The 17,080-nt window shown below is 40.8% G+C and carries 20 protein-coding genes; 13 read left to right on the top strand and 7 right to left on the bottom strand.

Annotated elements, in window-relative coordinates; all coding sequences use genetic code 11:
- Window positions 1-38: 38 nt before the first annotated feature.
- Window positions 39-1,226, bottom strand: coding sequence for an MFS transporter (locus FCL54_RS01185; RefSeq protein ID WP_138122320.1), 1,188 nt, complete (start codon window positions 1,224-1,226; stop codon window positions 39-41).
- 264 nt (window positions 1,227-1,490) lie between these two features.
- Between FCL54_RS01185 and FCL54_RS01190 the strand changes: the two genes are divergently transcribed.
- Complete coding sequence (locus FCL54_RS01190; RefSeq protein WP_138122322.1) at window positions 1,491-1,892, top strand: globin domain-containing protein; 402 nt, start codon at window positions 1,491-1,493, stop codon at window positions 1,890-1,892.
- Window positions 1,893-1,894: 2 nt separating this feature from the next.
- Entirely contained in the window at window positions 1,895-2,089 is a 195-nt protein-coding gene (locus tag FCL54_RS01195) for a hypothetical protein (RefSeq protein WP_138122324.1), read from the top strand.
- Window positions 2,090-2,186: 97 nt separating this feature from the next.
- Here the strand turns inward: FCL54_RS01195 and ric are convergent, their stop codons facing one another.
- Complete coding sequence (gene ric / locus FCL54_RS01200) at window positions 2,187-2,912, bottom strand: iron-sulfur cluster repair di-iron protein (RefSeq protein WP_138122326.1); 726 nt, start codon at window positions 2,910-2,912, stop codon at window positions 2,187-2,189.
- Window positions 2,913-3,107: 195 nt separating this feature from the next.
- Here ric and FCL54_RS01205 point away from each other — a divergent pair, with 195 nt between their 5' ends.
- From FCL54_RS01205 to FCL54_RS01235, 7 genes are all read left to right on the top strand, one after another.
- Window positions 3,108-3,539, top strand: a complete 432-nt coding sequence (locus FCL54_RS01205; RefSeq protein ID WP_138122328.1) for a TlpA family protein disulfide reductase — start codon at window positions 3,108-3,110, stop codon at window positions 3,537-3,539.
- Between the two features lie 251 nt (window positions 3,540-3,790).
- Window positions 3,791-4,987 (top strand): DUF418 domain-containing protein, encoded by a 1,197-nt coding sequence (locus FCL54_RS01210; RefSeq protein ID WP_171016621.1) that lies wholly within the window; start codon window positions 3,791-3,793, stop codon window positions 4,985-4,987.
- Window positions 4,988-5,058: 71 nt separating this feature from the next.
- Window positions 5,059-5,967 (top strand): NAD(P)/FAD-dependent oxidoreductase, encoded by a 909-nt coding sequence (locus tag FCL54_RS01215; protein WP_138122332.1) that lies wholly within the window; start codon window positions 5,059-5,061, stop codon window positions 5,965-5,967.
- A 132-nt stretch (window positions 5,968-6,099) separates the two neighbouring features.
- Window positions 6,100-6,648 carry an HD domain-containing protein gene (locus tag FCL54_RS01220; RefSeq protein WP_138122334.1) on the top strand — a complete coding sequence of 183 codons (549 nt, stop codon included), beginning with the start codon at window positions 6,100-6,102 and terminating at the stop codon, window positions 6,646-6,648.
- 102 nt (window positions 6,649-6,750) lie between these two features.
- Entirely contained in the window at window positions 6,751-7,194 is a 444-nt protein-coding gene (locus tag FCL54_RS01225) for a DUF948 domain-containing protein (RefSeq protein ID WP_138122336.1), read from the top strand.
- Complete coding sequence (locus tag FCL54_RS01230) at window positions 7,191-7,874, top strand: YtxH domain-containing protein (RefSeq protein ID WP_171016622.1); 684 nt, start codon at window positions 7,191-7,193, stop codon at window positions 7,872-7,874. The genes FCL54_RS01225 and FCL54_RS01230 overlap by 4 nt, the downstream gene beginning before the upstream one ends.
- Window positions 7,875-8,077: 203 nt before the next feature.
- Window positions 8,078-9,550, top strand: a complete 1,473-nt coding sequence (locus FCL54_RS01235) for a PAS domain-containing protein (protein WP_138122340.1) — start codon at window positions 8,078-8,080, stop codon at window positions 9,548-9,550.
- Window positions 9,551-9,744: 194 nt separating this feature from the next.
- Here FCL54_RS01235 and FCL54_RS24540 read toward each other — a convergent pair whose 3' ends face one another.
- On the bottom strand, window positions 9,745-9,876 hold the full coding sequence (locus FCL54_RS24540; protein ID WP_281281337.1) for a hypothetical protein: 132 nt from the start codon (window positions 9,874-9,876) through the stop codon (window positions 9,745-9,747).
- Between the two features lie 262 nt (window positions 9,877-10,138).
- Between FCL54_RS24540 and FCL54_RS01240 the strand changes: the two genes are divergently transcribed.
- Both FCL54_RS01240 and FCL54_RS01245 read left to right on the top strand, forming a co-directional pair.
- Entirely contained in the window at window positions 10,139-10,546 is a 408-nt protein-coding gene (locus FCL54_RS01240; protein WP_138122342.1) for a response regulator, read from the top strand.
- A gap of 126 nt (window positions 10,547-10,672) precedes the next feature.
- Window positions 10,673-11,461 carry a TIGR00266 family protein gene (locus tag FCL54_RS01245; protein WP_138122344.1) on the top strand — a complete coding sequence of 263 codons (789 nt, stop codon included), beginning with the start codon at window positions 10,673-10,675 and terminating at the stop codon, window positions 11,459-11,461.
- Window positions 11,462-11,493: 32 nt separating this feature from the next.
- Here the strand turns inward: FCL54_RS01245 and FCL54_RS01250 are convergent, their stop codons facing one another.
- Window positions 11,494-12,630 carry a DEAD/DEAH box helicase gene (locus FCL54_RS01250; protein ID WP_171016623.1) on the bottom strand — a complete coding sequence of 379 codons (1,137 nt, stop codon included), beginning with the start codon at window positions 12,628-12,630 and terminating at the stop codon, window positions 11,494-11,496.
- 168 nt (window positions 12,631-12,798) lie between these two features.
- Here FCL54_RS01250 and FCL54_RS01255 point away from each other — a divergent pair, with 168 nt between their 5' ends.
- Window positions 12,799-13,152: a DUF3905 domain-containing protein gene (locus tag FCL54_RS01255; RefSeq protein ID WP_138122348.1), complete on the top strand. Its 354-nt coding sequence runs from the start codon at window positions 12,799-12,801 to the stop codon at window positions 13,150-13,152.
- A 26-nt stretch (window positions 13,153-13,178) separates the two neighbouring features.
- Here FCL54_RS01255 and FCL54_RS01260 read toward each other — a convergent pair whose 3' ends face one another.
- Window positions 13,179-13,406, bottom strand: a complete 228-nt coding sequence (locus tag FCL54_RS01260; protein ID WP_138122350.1) for a hypothetical protein — start codon at window positions 13,404-13,406, stop codon at window positions 13,179-13,181.
- A 115-nt stretch (window positions 13,407-13,521) separates the two neighbouring features.
- Here FCL54_RS01260 and FCL54_RS01265 point away from each other — a divergent pair, with 115 nt between their 5' ends.
- The gene (locus FCL54_RS01265; protein ID WP_138122352.1) at window positions 13,522-13,797 is read left to right on the top strand and encodes a hypothetical protein; all 276 of its coding nucleotides are present in this window, start codon (window positions 13,522-13,524) and stop codon (window positions 13,795-13,797) included.
- Window positions 13,798-13,819: 22 nt separating this feature from the next.
- Here the strand turns inward: FCL54_RS01265 and FCL54_RS01270 are convergent, their stop codons facing one another.
- Both FCL54_RS01270 and ppc read right to left on the bottom strand, forming a co-directional pair.
- Window positions 13,820-14,008 carry a DUF5370 family protein gene (locus tag FCL54_RS01270; RefSeq protein WP_138122354.1) on the bottom strand — a complete coding sequence of 63 codons (189 nt, stop codon included), beginning with the start codon at window positions 14,006-14,008 and terminating at the stop codon, window positions 13,820-13,822.
- 132 nt (window positions 14,009-14,140) lie between these two features.
- Entirely contained in the window at window positions 14,141-16,897 is a 2,757-nt protein-coding gene (gene ppc, locus FCL54_RS01275; protein WP_138122356.1) for a phosphoenolpyruvate carboxylase, read from the bottom strand.
- Between the last annotated feature and the right edge of the window lie 183 nt (window positions 16,898-17,080).

A 17,080-nucleotide genomic window follows, 5' to 3' on the forward strand; every position in this document is an offset into this window, starting at 1 on the left:
GAGAGCCTTTTTGTTAGTTATTGTATGAATCTACATATTTAATAGTCTGCGGTTTCTTTTAATTTCGGTGCTGCCTTTAAAGCGGTAAATAATAACCCGGCCCCTATGATAAACAGCGTTCCGGTAATGAAAAATACGGAAGAGATTCCAGCAATACCGGACAGGATCCCTCCAAGGACTGGTCCGATCACATTACCGAGGAATCTCAGGCTTACGTTATAGCCCAGTACTTCTCCCTGGATAGATAGCGGTACAGCCTGGCGAATGTAAGCTGTCATACATGGGATCAGTCCGCCAAGCTGGATGCCAAACAAGAATCGCAAAATAACAAGCTGCCAGAGATTCGTAACAAATCCCTGAGGTATGAAAAAGACGGCAGCGAGAATTAAAAGAACAAGCAAGATTTTTTCATGGCCGATGCGATCCCCTAGCTTCCCCCATTTTCTGGTTGCCAGCAAATTCCCGAGTCCTGTAATAGAAAAAACGATTCCGGCAAGAAAAGCTATATTTTCAGCGCGGTTTAATTGAGTGACATACAGGGATAATATCGGTTGGATGCTGAAGTTTGCAATTTGGATCAACATGGCGATGCTCATAACAGTAACGAGCACAGGTTTAGAGAAAACATGGCGAAGTACCTGTTTCATCGAATAGTTTTCCTCAGGCTGCTGTTTATGGTTTTTCTCTACAACAACTTCTTTCGTCCCGAATAATACTAGTACACTAGCAAACAAAATGACGCTGGACGTTAAAATAAATGTGTACGTAAATCCTACTGAGTCTGCAAGGGCCCCTCCGATGATTGGTCCGAGCAGGGAACCTGAAACAGTGCCAGTTTGCAGGGTGCCAAGCGTCTTACCAGCAATTTTCTTGGGAGTTTGTGCAGAAATAAATGCGAGAGAAGTAGGAATAAAGCCTGTCACAAACCCCATAAACAACCGAAGTAGAAAAAGCTGCTCTACGGAATGGACATATCCCATAAGAAAAATACTCGTTGCAATTCCTGCACTTGTAGTAACAAGTATTTTCTTACGGCCGTAGCGGTCTCCGAACCTTCCCCATAATGGAGAGACAAAGAAAGCAACTAAAAAAGTGACCCCAAAAATAAATCCTGCCCATTTTTGGACATATGCATCAGAATAATTGCCGAATGTTTCGATGTATAACGGTAAAAAAGGCATAACCATCGTGGCGCTTGCCGCTACAAAAAAATTGGCGAACCACATGATGGCAAGGTTTCTTTTTTCTGTCTGGATAAAAACACCTTCTTGTGATTATTATTTCGTATCACTAAATATTATAATCGATGGGAAAGTTAATATGAAAGAATATGCTTCTTCTATTTCCGGATGAGCAGACCAAAAAAAATCGAGACAGGAAGGACAAAACCTGAGGAGTTATAATAAGTGTGATTTGTATCACACTTTCATTTGAAATTCTTTGCTAAAGTTAAATTGAAACAAGAAGTAATATAAAAGAAGGTGGCTTATATGGATATAACCAGCCAGACAACGTATGACTTAATCGGCGGTGAAAGATCGCTTCAACAGTTGGTAGAGGCGTTTTACCCAAAGGTCTATTCTGATCCGCTTTTGAGCCCTCTGTTCAACGGAGATATGAATGAAATCATGAGAAAGCAAAAAATGTTCCTGACCCAGCTTTTAGGGGGGCCGCCCCTGTATAGCCGAGAGTTTGGACCTCCTGCAATGAGGGCAAGGCACATGCCGTTTGAAATAACGCCTGTTAGGGCACAAGCATGGCTTCGCTGCATGAGAGAAGCGCTGGATGAAGTTGAAATGGATGGGACAATCAGGGAGCTCTTCTTTGCAAGGCTCTCGCAAATCGCGGGTATTATGGTTAATGCGAGCGATAAAAATGAAAGGGAGGATTAATCATGCAAACCTTTGCCATTATCGTTATTGTCTTTTTAGTCATTATGTCACTCGTCGGCACACTAATGATCGGCGGCAAAAGTGATAGGGATTATATGAACCGCTCGAAGAAAAATACGCTGACAATTTCTTTTATCTATGTCGTAAGCACTTTCATTTTCTTAGGCATACTTGGTATATATATGTATTTAACATAAAGAATACAAAAAAGAGAGGAGCTCCTCTCTTTTTTTTGTTAATAGCAGATTTGTTATTTATCATGGAATGCGTTTATATTCTAAACTTTTCCGGGCGTCAAGATTCGCTGGGCGCTGAATTTTCGTCTTCTTTGAGCAAGGCAGGGAAAAGGATGTTATTTTCCAGGTGTATATGTTCAAATAAGTCTGCTTCGAGCTCTTCTAGCTTATTATAAGTGAGCTGGTAGGTCATACATGCTCCTTCAGGGGTTTGATAATCCCTGGTGACTTCTCTTAATCTTTTTAACAAAAAGCCAGCTGTTTCATGTTCTGTCTCCAGATCGCCGATACCGTATTTTAATATCTTTAACAAGGATGCTGAACGGGATTTCTCATATTGCTTTATTAATGGAAATGTGTCAGTTTCTTCCTGGATGGTATGTTGTTCAAGTTCAAGCTTCAGGTTGTGGAAAAGTTGGTGTACCTCTTTTAACTCTGGATGATTCCTTCCATGTACACGAAGGACCTTTGTTACATATCCGCTGATCTCAGGCAAAACTGCGTTTAGGTAGGCGTGATGCATATTGATTATATGGTCTATCAACTGGGAGTAAGGCGCATCCTTCCAATTCTTTTCTTGTTTGTTTTGTGTATTAGCATACACGAGATTTAATTTATTAAGAACTTCTTGTTCGTTAAGTTGCTTTTCTTTTATGGCTTCACCTATCGGCCTGTTTCCTCCACAACAAAAATCAATACGATATTCTTTTAGAATTCCGCTTGCAGCAGGTAATTGTGTTACAATGTCCCCTGTTTTGGTGGTGCTCGAAAATATCGCTTCCATCTTTAGTCCTCCAATCTATTATTTCTATGGTTAAAGTGTAATATGTTTTATGTCGTTTGTTCGTGATGCACATCACACGTGACCTATGTTTTTAACACGTTTAGCGCTAAAACAGTATCCAACTTGTTGGAATCGAATATATATACCGTAGCAGGAAATCCATTTTCCAAAACAATAGATTAGGAGTGGGCGCTGATGAGAGTGGGAGAAAGAATGCCAGAACTTATCGGAGAATCTGCCTGGCTAAATGGCAGAATTGATAAAAGATATTTATTAGGTAAACCATCTATTATCCATTTTTGGTCTGTGAGCTGCGGATCGTGTAAGCGTTCGATGGAGCAGTTTAATCAACTTCGGGACCGTTATGCTGATCAGCTAGAGATCGTTTCGGTCCATATGCCCCGTTCAGACAAAGACCTTGATATCGATCTGGTAAAAAAAACAGTCAGGGATCTTGGAATGACGCAGTCTGTATTGATCGATAATGATCATGCTGTAACCGATGAATTTCGTAATCGGAACGTGCCGAGTTATTATTTGTTTGATCATGAAGGTAAGCTTTATCATGTTCAATCCGGGGACAGAGGAATGAGACTGCTTGAAAGAAAAATAGAGAGGCTTTTATAGTATTTTTCATGACCCAAAACGGGTCTTATTTACCGTATAAGGAAGTATATTTTTTTAGCAAAGATGGGCTACACGTCGGTGAAAAGTTTAGGAATATAGCTCTAGGAGCAGCTACGACTCCGTCTGCCCCTAAAGGCAATCGGTGGGTTTTCTTTATTTGGTGTCCTACTTTCCCTTTTCCAGGAAGGACAGTTATTATTAATATATGGAAAATAGTAAGGGAAACCTTTCCTAAAGGAAGAGGAGATATTGTGATTCGAAGAGACGGACTGGTTCCGACAACAGAAAAGGAGCGGATAGAATCGATCGATGTGATGAGAGGATTGGCTCTTTTGGGAATCTTCTTTGTAAACATGCTTGATTTCCACTCTCCCTGGTTATACATAGACGAAGATATGTGGTGGGAAACAACAACTGATAAAGTTACTGTTTTCTTCATTGATGTTTTTGCTCAGGCAAGTTTTTATCCGCTGTTCTCGTTTTTATTTGGATTTGGGATGATTCTCTTTTTTGAAAAAGCACGCCAAAAAGAAGTTGCGTTCTGGCCGGTCGCATTACGAAGACTGCTTGCATTATTGGTGTTTGGAATAGTACATGCTTTTTTAATCTGGCATGGAGATATTCTCATCACTTATGCTGCCGCAGGAACCCTGCTTATATTATTTCTTAGGGTAAGGGAAAAGGTTCTGTTTTACCTTGCGATGGGATTATGGCTTATTCCGTCTTTTTTATTAACCGGCCTGCTGGTAATGAATGACGTATATACACAGGGGGATGGGAACTACCAGCAGGAAAGTGAGATTAAACAATCGATCCAGGTTTATGGTTCTGGTTCTTATGCGGACATTACGATACAGAGAATCCACGACTGGCTTTATGTAAATGGAGGATTTTACTTCTTCTTTATTATTCTATCTATTTTTCCGCTCTTTTTGTTCGGAGCATATTTTGCAAAGAAAAAAATAATCCATTATCAATACAGAGATAGAAATGCTTTAAAGGCTGTACTTATCTGGTCAATTGCAATCGGACTTCCGATTAAGCTTTCGCCTTACTTGCTTTCTGGGAGCGGAGTGGAATTTTTACAGGATAGTATCGGGGGCCCACTTCTTGCTTTAAGCTATATTGTAGCTGTTGTATTGCTTGAAGATGCAGGCAGGATGAAGAGAGTGTTTTCGGGTTTGAAAAAGGTTGGCCGGATGTCGTTGACGAATTATCTTTTCCAGTCGATCATTAGCACTTTCATCTTTTACAGTTATGGCATTGGGCTCTATGGGAAGATCAGTTCACTGACAGGCTGCTTGTTTGTTGTGGTGATCTTCTCGATTCAAATTTTGTATAGTACTTTCTGGCTCAAGTCTTTTTCCCAGGGACCGATGGAGTGGGTCTGGCGTACAATAACATATTTAAACGTACAGCCTTTAAAAAGAAGGAAAACAAGTAGTTAGTAAGGAAAAGTATCTGATTGGTTTGTTGAGAGATACTAATGGGTAGAGGTTTTCCAAAGGAGGCTGCCATAATGACTTATGATTGCATAATAGTAGGGGGTGGAATCGCAGGATTACAGGCTGCGATTCAACTTGGCAGATATAAACGAAATATACTGGTGATCGATTCTGATGACGGGCGTTCCACTCTTTGCCGGAGTTACCATAATATTCTAGGATGGCCTGATGGTGTCAGTGGTGAACATCTGAGAAAGTTAGGAAGACGGCAGGCAACAGAGCTGGATGTTGCGTTCCGGGAAGCCAGAGTAGAACAGGTTAACAAAGATAACTCCGGTCATTTTGTTGTTTCTGATCAAAACGGCGAACAGTATAAAGGAAAGTGCATGCTCCTTGCAACAGGAGTGAAGGACCGAATTCCTCCGATCCCTAACATTGTTCCATGTCTTGGATTGACGGTATATGTTTGTCCTGATTGTGACGGCTATGAGGTTTCCGATCGAAAAACAGTAGTGATGGGGTCGGGAAACGTTGGTGCAAATATGGCGATCACGCTCTCCTATTGGACAGATGATCTCATCTACGTAAATCATGAACTTGTAGAGCTAGACGAAAAAACTGCTCGAAAACTAAAAGAAAAAAACATCCGGTACATTGATCAAAAAATAGCGAAAGTAATCACGGAAGAAGAAGGAACTTTTTTAGGTGTTGAGTTAAAAAATGGTGAAACCGTGGAAGGCGAGCGTGGTTTCGTTGCATTTGGCGGTAATGAAGTGAAATCTGGCCTTATCAAAGAGCTGGGGATAGAGCGGTTTGAAAATAAGCATATCGTGATTGATCCGAGGACCAAAATGACCAGTGTAGAAAACCTCTGGGCTGCCGGCGACGTAGTCGCTCACTCTGAACTCGTATCCACTGCCATGGGGGACGGGTCTCAGGCTGCAATCTGGATTCAGAAAAAATTGCTTGAAATGGATAACTAAATCATTTGAAAAGCTGACTCTAATGGAAGATACTCTCATTGACACTGTAATTTATTTAAAAATAATGTGTAGAGATGTCTAACCTTCTTTGAGTCAGTTTTTTTGATTAACACGAGCGGGAGGAAAAGGGCTATGATCATTGAAAAGGCCATTCAAATTGCTTCTAAAGCACATGATGGACAGTATAGAAAAGTTACTGATATTCCATATATTTCGCATCCGTTTACAGTTGGAATGTATTTGTTAAAAGCTGGGTGCGATGATGAAGTAGCCGCTGCTGGAATACTTCATGATGTAGTGGAAGACACTGAATTTACTTTAGAGCAGATAGAAGAGCTCTTTGGTAAAAGGGTTTCCAGTATTGTAGAGGGATGTTCCGAACCGGATAAATCTCTTCCATGGGAAGAAAGAAAAATACATACGATCAACTATTTAAAAACTGCTTCCCTTGAAGTGAAACTCGTTGCATGCGCTGACAAACTCCATAACCTGCAGACTATTTATGAGGATTATCAAGAGCTGGGGGAGAAGGTATGGGAAAAGTTTAACAGAGGGCGAGATATGCAGGAATGGTACTACAGGGGTGTAAGCTTAAGCCTGAGCGAGAATCTTTCAGGAAGCGGACGTGACCACTCCCTTTTTTCAAAACTGCAGGAATTGGTTGTAACGTTTTTTAGATAATGATCTGTAAAATAACAGTAATACATTCCAATGCATAATTTCAGGACAAACGGGTATTAACTTATATAGCCAAATAATAAGACATAATAAGGAGGTAACAAAATGGATTGGTTAATACCCGTTAGTGTTGCAGTAATTGCTATTGCGTTTGCTGTACTTACTTATTTCCTAGTGAAAGTATTAAAATCAGCAGAAGATACGTTAAATCATACAGCTGAAACAGTAGATAACTTACAAACTCAATTAGATGGAATCACAAAGGAAACGACAGTCTTGCTTCATAAGACCAACTTGTTAGCTGAAGACATCCAGGATAAGTCAAATGCGCTGGATCCAACGTTTGAAGCTGTAAAAGAAATGGGAGACTCTTTGAAGGCGGTAAATAATGATCTGCAGGATACAACGCAAACCGTTTCTAATGAAGTGAGTCAGAGATCAGACAAAATTTCTGAAGTTGTTAGGTGGAGTAACACAGCGATGGCGCTATGGAGAAAGTGGAAGTTAAACAAAGCGGAGACGAACAGACTTAAGGAGGAATTGAATTGAGTCAAAATCGAGAAGTGATCGATGTTCATACCGAACCTCGTCTTCCGGCTAATACTGAAAATAACCTTACGCCTGTTGATCGGGAGAGAGAGGTTATTCGAGTGCAGGACAATGATAAATCGCTGCTTGATAAAGTAAAAGTGCCTGCGACGGCCGCTGTGATCGGAGGAGCTGTCGGAGCTGCGGCAGGCGTACTTCTTGCTCCAAAGTCAGGAAAAGCACTTAGAGAAGATATTGGAGAAAAAGCTAATCAAGCAAAAGAAAAGTCAAAAGATCTTACTCATAAAGTCTCAGATAAAACTTCCCAGCTAAAAAACAAAGTGAAGAGTATGAAAGATAAAGGGAAAAAAGAAAAGACAAGTTCCTCTCAAGAACCGAATGGCTATACGGTACGAGCCGCAGCGGATGCTCCGATAACGGAGGAAAATGCTGATGCTGTTGTAGCGAGGGACATCGAGGTAGTTGTTGAGGAAACACCCCGGGCGAATTCACTCGAAGGTGTGGTTGAAGCAGATATCGAACGTACCGAAGAACGGGCACCCGGCGATCCTGACACGCTTGATGAAGTAGTCGATGACGATGCACAACGAACAGTCAATCGAGCGCCTGGTGATCCTGAAACGCTGAATGATGTGGCAGAACAGGATTTAGAAGAAGCATATAAAGATGACGATAAATAAAGTGGAGCGTCCGTTTATAACGGGCGCTTTTTTTGATTGAATAAGAAACAAGAATAGCTGCGCGTCCACAGCCCCCGGGAAAACAGTGTATGGTTCTGAAATAAAATATTAAACGACAATGTTTGCAGGAATTTAATACTTTAATGTAGTAATTTTACATAAAGGAAAAATCAAGAATTTCCCAACTAGAGGAGTGGAGGAACTTGGGAAAAACAAATAGAGTGGATTCTCTTGCTGAAAAGGCACTGTTTGAAAGTAATAAGCGGCTGGAGAAGTCTGAAAAAATGGCCCATATCGGCCATTGGGAATGGAACCTGCAAACGGATAAAATCTCACTTTCGAAAGAGATGCTTCGAATTTTAGGATTAAATGGGCTTTCTTCCATAACGTTAGAAGAACGATTATTACTTGTTCATCCAGAAGATCTGCATTATTACGCTGACAGCATTACAAACAGCAAAGAACTTAATCTTCCTTATGATATTGAATATCGAATCATTCAACCTTCCGGGGAGGAAAGGGTTGTTCGTGAACAGGCCGATGTAAAGGAAAAGCATGGCGAAACATATATTGTTTACGGAACAGCGCTTGATATAACTGAAAGCAAACAATCAGAAAAGGCGCTCTGGAAGAGTCAGTATAATCTGGCAAAGGCCCAGCGGATCGCACGTCTTGTTAACTGGGAATACGATTTGATTACCGGGGAACTCACCTGGTCTAATGGTGTATATGAAATCTTTGGGATGGTACCTGAAAAAATTGAGGATTTTGCAAGGCTCATTCATCCTAATGATATTGATTTTGTCGTGAAAACTGGAAACGAAGCAAAGCAAGGAAAACCATACAATATTGAATATCGAGTCATATGTCCTGACGGAGTGGAAAAAGTGATTTATGAACAAGCGGAAGTAATTTATAACCGGAACGGCAGAGCAGAGCGGATGCTTGGAACAGTCCAGGATATTACAGAGCGAAAAAAGACAGAGGAGCATTTACTCAACTCTGAAAAACTTTCACTTGTAGGCCAATTGGCTGCAGGGGTTGCCCATGAGGTGAGGAATCCACTCACTTCGATCAGAGGGTTTCTTCAACTTCTTCAGTCAGGGGTAGAAAGCAATCCAAAATATTATGAAATCATGTTAAAAGAACTTGACCGGATCGAATTTATAGTAGGGGAGTTTTTGTCTCTAGCAAAACCTCAGACCCCTACAATTAAAGAGGAAGATTTAATCAATCTTATTAAACAGGTGATGGCGCTCTTATCCACTCAATCATCCCTGCACAATGTTCAGTTTGTTGAAAAATTTGAACTGGAATCTATCACGGTTTCCTGTGATGCAAACCAGATCAAACAGGTTCTTATCAACGTGTTGAAAAATGCGATCGATGCAATGCCAGGTGGTGGAACGATCACTATAACAGCAGGGCAACAGGCAGACGGGAAAGTCCTCTTGCGATTTGCTGACCAGGGATGCGGCATCAAAAAGGAACGGCTGAAAAAAATTGGCCAGCCTTTTTATTCAACGAAAGAAAAAGGAACAGGCCTGGGGCTGATGATCTGCCAAAAAATCATTGAAGGCCACCATGGTGATCTTCGAATTGATAGCACCTATGGCAAAGGTACGGTTGTTACTGTTATCTTGCCTGTGAGTTATAAACAAAGCCCTGTTCACTAAAATAACTGGATTTGTATACGAGTGCAAATTCCAGCACAATCTACAATTGATCATGCAAGAACTTATAGGCAAGCCAGAAGGCAGTTATAATAAAAAGCATAAAAAAGAGGTTGCCCTCGGAAGGTTCTCTCTTAAAAGGAACTGATTCTTAAGGGTCAACCTCTGTCTATATTAACCAATTATGTTATTTAACATTAGTGCGAAGAACGGTAATCATTCTTTGTTGCTTCTTTAACAACGCGGCGAGCCATAGCAGCATTTTGCTGTTCACGTTTCGCTTTTTCCTCCATCATTTTAATCTCGATTCTACTGGGACCAGTACTCATTTCATATTACCTCCTAAAAATAAGATAGTTTACCTTTCCACAAAAAAAGCAGTTGAAAACCTATTATTTGGAATAAAAGATTAATATCCTACCAAATTACTAAATTAAGGAAAATGTTGAGAAAGGACGATTTTTGTAAATTTATGACTACTTTAAACGAAACGATTTAAAAGAATGATTATTTGTTGCAAAATAAGAATAGTCATTATTTATACTTGTCCTTGAAAAATAATAAATTACTAAACTAAAGGTGGCGCATGGGATGGAAAAAAAAGTGTTAATCGTCGATGATCAATACGGGATTCGTATATTGTTAAGTGAACTTCTAAAAAAAGAAGGATACAAAACATATCAAGCTTCAAATGGTGTTGCAGCTCTTGAGATTGTTAAAAAGGAAGATCCTGCATTGATTATTCTTGATTTAAAAATGCCAGGGATGGATGGCATCGAAGTATTTAAAGAAATCAAGGCGATGGAGTCCAATGCAAAGGTCATTTTTATGACAGCTTATGGAGAGCTTCAGCTTATTAACGAATTTATGGAGCTTGGTGCTCTTACCCATTTCACAAAACCTTTTGATATTGAAGAAGTAGCCAAAACAGTAAAGAAAGAGCTGCCGCTTAAACAAGGCAATAAAGAAATCCATACAGCCGGTGTGACTTCTGTTTAACAAACAACTGCTTATGCCCTTACAGCCTGTTTTACAGGCTTTTTTTCTTATGGATTTTTTGGGAACCTAAGATAATTTTGTTCGTATAAAAGTTAGAAGTTAATTTGAATTAGGGGGAAGTACATAATGAATAACCATGAAATCGATTATCAGCTTTTTGGCGACGACATGCAGTTTGTGCAAGTAGAACTAGATCCAAGTGAAACAGTAATTGCTGAGGCAGGAAGCCTTATGATGATGGATGACGGTATCAAAATGGAAACGATTTTTGGTGACGGATCTGCATCAAGAGGTGGGGTGATGGGTAAGCTCCTTAGTGCCGGCAAGCGTGTTGTTACAGGGGAAAGCTTATTTATGACTACTTTCACTAATGATGGAGGCGGGAAGAAGCATGTTTCGTTTGCATCTCCTTATCCAGGGAAAATCATCCCGATGGACTTAAGTGAACTCGATGGTAAAATCGTTTGCCAGAAGGATGCTTTTCTTGCAGCTGCAAAAGGAGTGTCAGTAGGAATCGAATTTCAAAAGAAAATCGGCACAGGCTTTTTCGGCGGAGAAGGTTTCATTATGCAAAAACTTGAAGGAGACGGGATGGCTTTTGTCCATGCCGGGGGTACGATCCATGAAAAAGAGCTAGCACCAGGAGAGATTCTGCGTGTTGATACAGGATGTCTTGTCGCGATGACCAGAGAGGTTGATTATAACATTGAAATGGTTAGAGGCGTCAAAACAGCGCTGTTTGGAGGGGAAGGTTTATTCTTTGCTACTCTAAGAGGTCCAGGAAAGGTCTGGATCCAGTCACTGCCATTCAGCAGGCTGGCAAGCAGAGTGTTTGCAGCGATGCCTGCAACAGGGGGATCTAAAGGGGAAGGCAGTGTTGCCAAAGGCATTTTTGATATGTTGAACGGAGATTGAGCAAAGAACATAATAAGCAGCCGTGCGGCTGCTTATTTCTTTTTCCTTTTATCAGTGGTTCTTGCCTGATGATTAGGCCATTTTTCTTTTGAAAGCGGAAGGTTTAATTCTTTACCTAACTTTAGCAAATGTTTTTCTTCCTCAGGGGTGACAAGTGTGACAACCGTGCCTTCTTTACCCATTCGGCCAGTTCTGCCTGCCCGGTGAGTATATTTTTCAGGCTTTTCTGGTACATCATATTGTACAACATGTGTTAACTCAGCTATGTCAAGGCCTCTTGCAGCAACGTCTGTTGCCAGAAGAACGTTTATTTTTCCGTTGCGAAAATTTTGTAATGTGGCGGCTCTTTCTGTCTTTTTACTTCCGCCTTCCAGTATTCCAGCATTCACACGTTTTTCTGTTAGCCGCTCGGCAAGCCGTGGTATGAATGATGCATTATTGATAAACACAAGCGCTTTTGCATTTTCGGATTTTATTATTTTTCTTAGCAGGTCAGGCTTATCGCCCCTGTTGGATACAAAGTAAGTATGCTTTAAATTGCGTGTTGAACGGTCATTTGTAACGTTGACTAATTCAGGATTGTTTGAAAGCTCTTTTGCCTTTTCGACTGTTTCTGGAGATAAAGTTGCCGAAAAGAACAACAGCTGTCTGTCTTTTAATGTTGCGTTTGCAATGCCTTCAATTTCTTCAAAGAATTTTTCTTCAAGCATCTGGTCAGCTTCGTCAATAACAATCCTCTTTACTTCATGTACCTTTAGTTTCTTCATCTGGATTAATTCCAGGATGCGATTTGGCGTCCCTACTACAACCTGGGGATGTTCTTTCAGCTTTTTAATTTGACGTTTGATGTCTGCTCCTCCAATAAACGATGCGCTTTTGATAGTCGTATTTTGTGTGAAAGCCTGAACAACCTGATTAACCTGCATCGCAAGCTCTCTGGAAGGAGCGAGAATGATGCATTGAGCCTTCTTTAAGTCCAAGTCCAGATCGTTCAAAACAGGCAAAAGGTAAGCGAGTGTTTTCCCTGATCCTGTAGGGGCTTCGCCGATCACATCGACTTTGTCGAATATCTTCGGAATGGCCTGTTTTTGTATTTCGGAAAAATCCTTAAAGTCTAACTTATTCCATGCCTCTTGTAAAAACGGCTTGAAAGCTTGTATTGAAGTCATGTTAATCTCCTTTATGTGATTCAGTATTTCTGTCTTTTGTATATGCATAGCCTGTTTATTTTACCACACGTTTCCTATGTATAAACAAGAGGGAACATAAGCTTTTAGAAATTTATATTCTTGCTTAGTTTGGCAAGACTAATATCAAACGGTTTGGAGGAGGATAGAATGAAAGGTAAAAAGGAAAAGACAGGAATGAAATCCCCAGAAATGGATGGTACCCTTCCCCATCAGATAAATGCACCATCCTTTACCGATACGGATGAAAAGCTGAAGAAGCCGTTTGTAAATGACTTCGATGTAGTGATCGGAGACAGCTTATATAACTCGAATAATTCACCATTAAATAACTGGAGCGACGAGGTTGACCCGGCCGTTATGGCAGGCGATCAGTGGGTCCATCCGACAAATGATATAGGCTGGAATACAGAGGAGAACAGGGAACTTATCGAGAAGAAGGTACGGCCGAAGGGAACACCCTTTATGCATCCCTCAAAGGATGTCAGCTACTTGCGCGATTAATGAACAAGACTAACAACATAAGGTTGTCAGTCTTGTTTTACTTTATCATCATTTCCGAACATACGTTCAAATTGTTCCATCCCATCTGGTGTTTGTACCGCAATACTTCCGAAAAGATTCCGTTTTCCAGGAAATTCTGGATTCTGGTCCATTCGAATACCCATCTGAGGACCGCCTCCAGGGTCTGATACTATGTTTTCATTATCTCCATCGAAATGAGGAGACCTTGGGTGAAAATCCCTGTCTTCTGCCATTATTCCACCTCCTTTATATAGCCTTCTTCATAAAGTGAAAAGTATACTTCAAAACAGCTTAAATAGGTTTGTTTTGAACTCTGGAAGGGGAATTGGTAACTAGAGGAGTGATACGATGAGTGGTTTTGTTTTACGCAAAATATCCATTTATCTGATGATTGCGGGTATTGTAATCGGATTTATTGTAGGGATTGTTTTAGGCGACTATCCACCTCAATTTGAAGGGATTCAAGAACCGCATCCTTTAAGATGGTTTTTTGCATTTATGGTAGCAGGCATATTTGGGATTATTTCTTCGGTTCTATACGCAGGAGCAGTTGTAGCCGAAACAATAACCGATACGTTTAATGGAGAAGAAATCAAAGATCCGACCGAAAAAGACCTCACTTGATTCGTGAGGCCTTTTGTGTTTATTATTTATGTTTTTTCAGATAGTCATCGATCAGTTCTTCAAGCTTTTCTTCGTTTGGTTCATTTCCTGTATAATCAAAAGTAATTTCATCCACAAAATCTCCATTACAATAAATATGGAGAGCGCCTGTTCTATGGATCGTATCATGTTCAATTTCAAAAATATAACCTTCCCGTTCTATTGCTCCCATTTGCCAACCTCCTTTTTTAGTTACGATTCCCCGGAACGTATTTCTTTAATCCATAATTGATCCTCTCTATACAGTCAAAGAAGGCAAAAAGGCACCCGTAAAAAGGCGCCTTTTCCCACTTAAAGTCATTTATCAACCAGTATTGCGAAGTCCTGCTGCAATGCCGTTGATGGTCAAAAGAATATCCTGGAGCAGTTCTTCGTCAGCTTCGTTTGATTGCCTGTAATTAGAAATCATCTCTACCTGCAGGAAGCTTAAAGGATCAACGTAAGGATTGCGAAGGCGGATCGATTCTTTTATGCTCAAAGAATTATCGAGCAGTTCTTCCTGTTCTGTGATTCTAAGGATAATGCTTTTTGTTGTTTCATATTCCTTCTCAATATTAGAAAAGATTCTTTTTGCTGTTTCTCGATCCTCGATCATGTTTGTATACTCTCTGGCGGTAGTCAAATCAGCTTTTGCAAGTGCCATTTGCAAGTTGTCCACTGTTGAACGGAAAAATGGCCACTTCTGGTACATCTCTTTCATTAGTTCCATATTTTGGTCGTCCCGTTCAGCGAATTCCTGTAATCCTGCGCCTGCTGCATACCATGCCGGCAATAGCTGACGGCTCTGGGTCCAGGCGAACACCCATGGAATAGCCCTTAGATCTTCGAACCTGTTGCTGCCCTTTCTGCTCATCGGCCTTGATCCGATGTTTAGCTTGCCAAGCTCAGGAAGCGGTGTTCCTTCTTTAAAGTATGATAAAAAGTCAGGATCCTGAAATACAAGGGATTGGTACTTAGAAAGAGATGTCTGTGAAATTTCTTCCATCGCGTTTTCCCATATTGTGTTTGATTCGTCTTTTGGATTGTTTAACTGAACAGCAGCTTGCAACAGGGTAGATGTTGCCTGTTCAAGACTTCTGTATGCAATATCATACAGCAAATAGCGTGATGAAAGGACTTCTCCCTGTTCTGTTATCTTGATTCCCGCTGTATAGGTTTCTTGAGGCTGGGACAGGATGCTTCTTCGCAATGGTCCGCCGCCTCTTCCAAGCGCACCGCCCCGGCCGTGGAAGAACTTTAGCTTTAATCCATAGTCATGTGCGACCCTTGTGATTTCCTGCTGGGCGCGATACAGTTTCCAATTTGCTGTAAGCGTCCCGCCATCCTTGCTTCCATCAGAATAGCCGAGCATGATCTCCTGGGAGTTGCCAAGCTTAGCAAGGTGTTCCCGGTAAGCTTTTGTATTGAATAGCTTTTTCATGATCTTCGGTCCGGCTTTTAAGTCGTCGATGGTTTCTAACAACGGTGCAACATGGAGGTTGCTCTCGATTGTTCCATCTGCATGCAAACGATAGATTCCCGCTTCTTTTGCAAGGACGAGAACTTCTAGCACGTCACTTGCCGATTGGGTCATACTGATCAAGTAAACAGAGATAGAACGAGGTCCAAACTCCTTATGTGCTTTTTTAATCATCTGGAAAACTTCAATGATTTTTTGTGTCGAAGCGGAATAATCTTCATACGTTGATAATACTGGACGCGGATCATTCAATACTTTTTCGAGAAGCGCTACTTTTTCTTCTTCATGAAGAGAAGCGTAGTCTGTGGTAAGGTTAACCCGTTTAAATAACTCGTGAATAGCAGCTTCGTGTTCCCCGCTGTGATTTCGAATATCAAGAGTGGCAAGGTGGAAACCGAATAATTCGACCTGGCGGATCAAATTTCTTAGATCGGATAAACGGTAACCCTCTGGATAATGGCTTTTTAAGCTATCGTGGATCAGCATAAGGTCTTTTAGAAAATCTTCAGCGGATTGATAGCCATCTGCACTGTTGCCAACTTCATTTAGCTTTTTAAGCATAATAGTAAGCTTGCAGCGGTAAACTTCATGGCTGACACGCCACTTTTGTTTGTCATCCAACAGTTCGATTTCCTTATTGATAGTATCTAATAATTCTTCTGTTACATGGATTCGATTCGTAGAATGGCTCAGGCTTTTCATTAAGTTCCTGACGGATTCTTTGTATTTCTTTAACGCTTTTTTTCGCTGCTTCTCAAGCGTTTTCCATGTAACTTCCGGAGTGACAAACGGGTTTCCGTCTCTGTCTCCGCCGATCCATGAACCAAACCTTAGAAAATTCGGTACCTGCCAATCTTCCTCAGGGTAAGCTTCAACTAGATTATCCTCTAATTCCTGATGGATATGCGGGAGCACTTCAAATAGTGTCTCGTCAAAATAAAAGAGGCCGTTCGAAACCTCATCCATTACTGTCGGCTTTTTATCACGGAGTTCATCTGTTTGCCACAGCGTTAAGATTTCATTGTATAACGTTTCTTTCAGATTTTCCTTTTCTCTTCTGGTAAGAAAAGGATTGTCCATTTGCTCTAGCTTATCGGCGATCCGCTGATGAATTTCAAGTACCGTCCTGCGCATTGCCTCTGTTGGGTGTGCTGTTAAGATTAACTCAAGCGAAAGTGTATGGATATATTCATGTATATAAGAAGCTGGAACATCCTGCTCTTTTAAAAGCATAACAGCTTCGCTGATTGAGCCCGGCTGGGGCCTTTCACTTGAAGTTAACTGGTATTCCCTCCGTCTTCGAACACGGTGGTTTTGTTCAGCGATGTTTACCAGGTGGAAATAAATCGCAAAGGCGCGAATAACTTGTCGGCGAAGGGAGGGTTCAAGGGTTTTGATTGTGTTTTTTAGTTTCGTAAATGTTGAGGAATCAGGATGGATTCGCAAAGACTTTGTCATTTCCCTGATGTATTCAACCTGATCAAGTACTTCTTGGCCGCCATGATGGTATAGGACATCTCCAAGCAGGTTCCCAAGCATCTTGACATCTCTTCGCAGCATTGCGTGGTTTTCTTGTTGTGATGGTTCTTTTATTGTTGTCATTGTCTCAACCTTTCTTAGAATTAATTTTTCTTATAAATATAATTTTTAGAAAAATCGGTATATTACTATTAATAGCAGGGATTTATATGTTTGTCATCTTTTATGAGGCCAGTGGGGACAAGGGTTGCAGGCTATGAGCAGGAAGATATCAGCGATGGAAACGATTACAAATTTTTTTTGAAA

The sequence above is a fragment of the Exobacillus caeni genome (assembly GCF_005747095.1).
Lineage (GTDB): Bacteria > Bacillota > Bacilli > Bacillales > Guptibacillaceae > Exobacillus > Exobacillus caeni.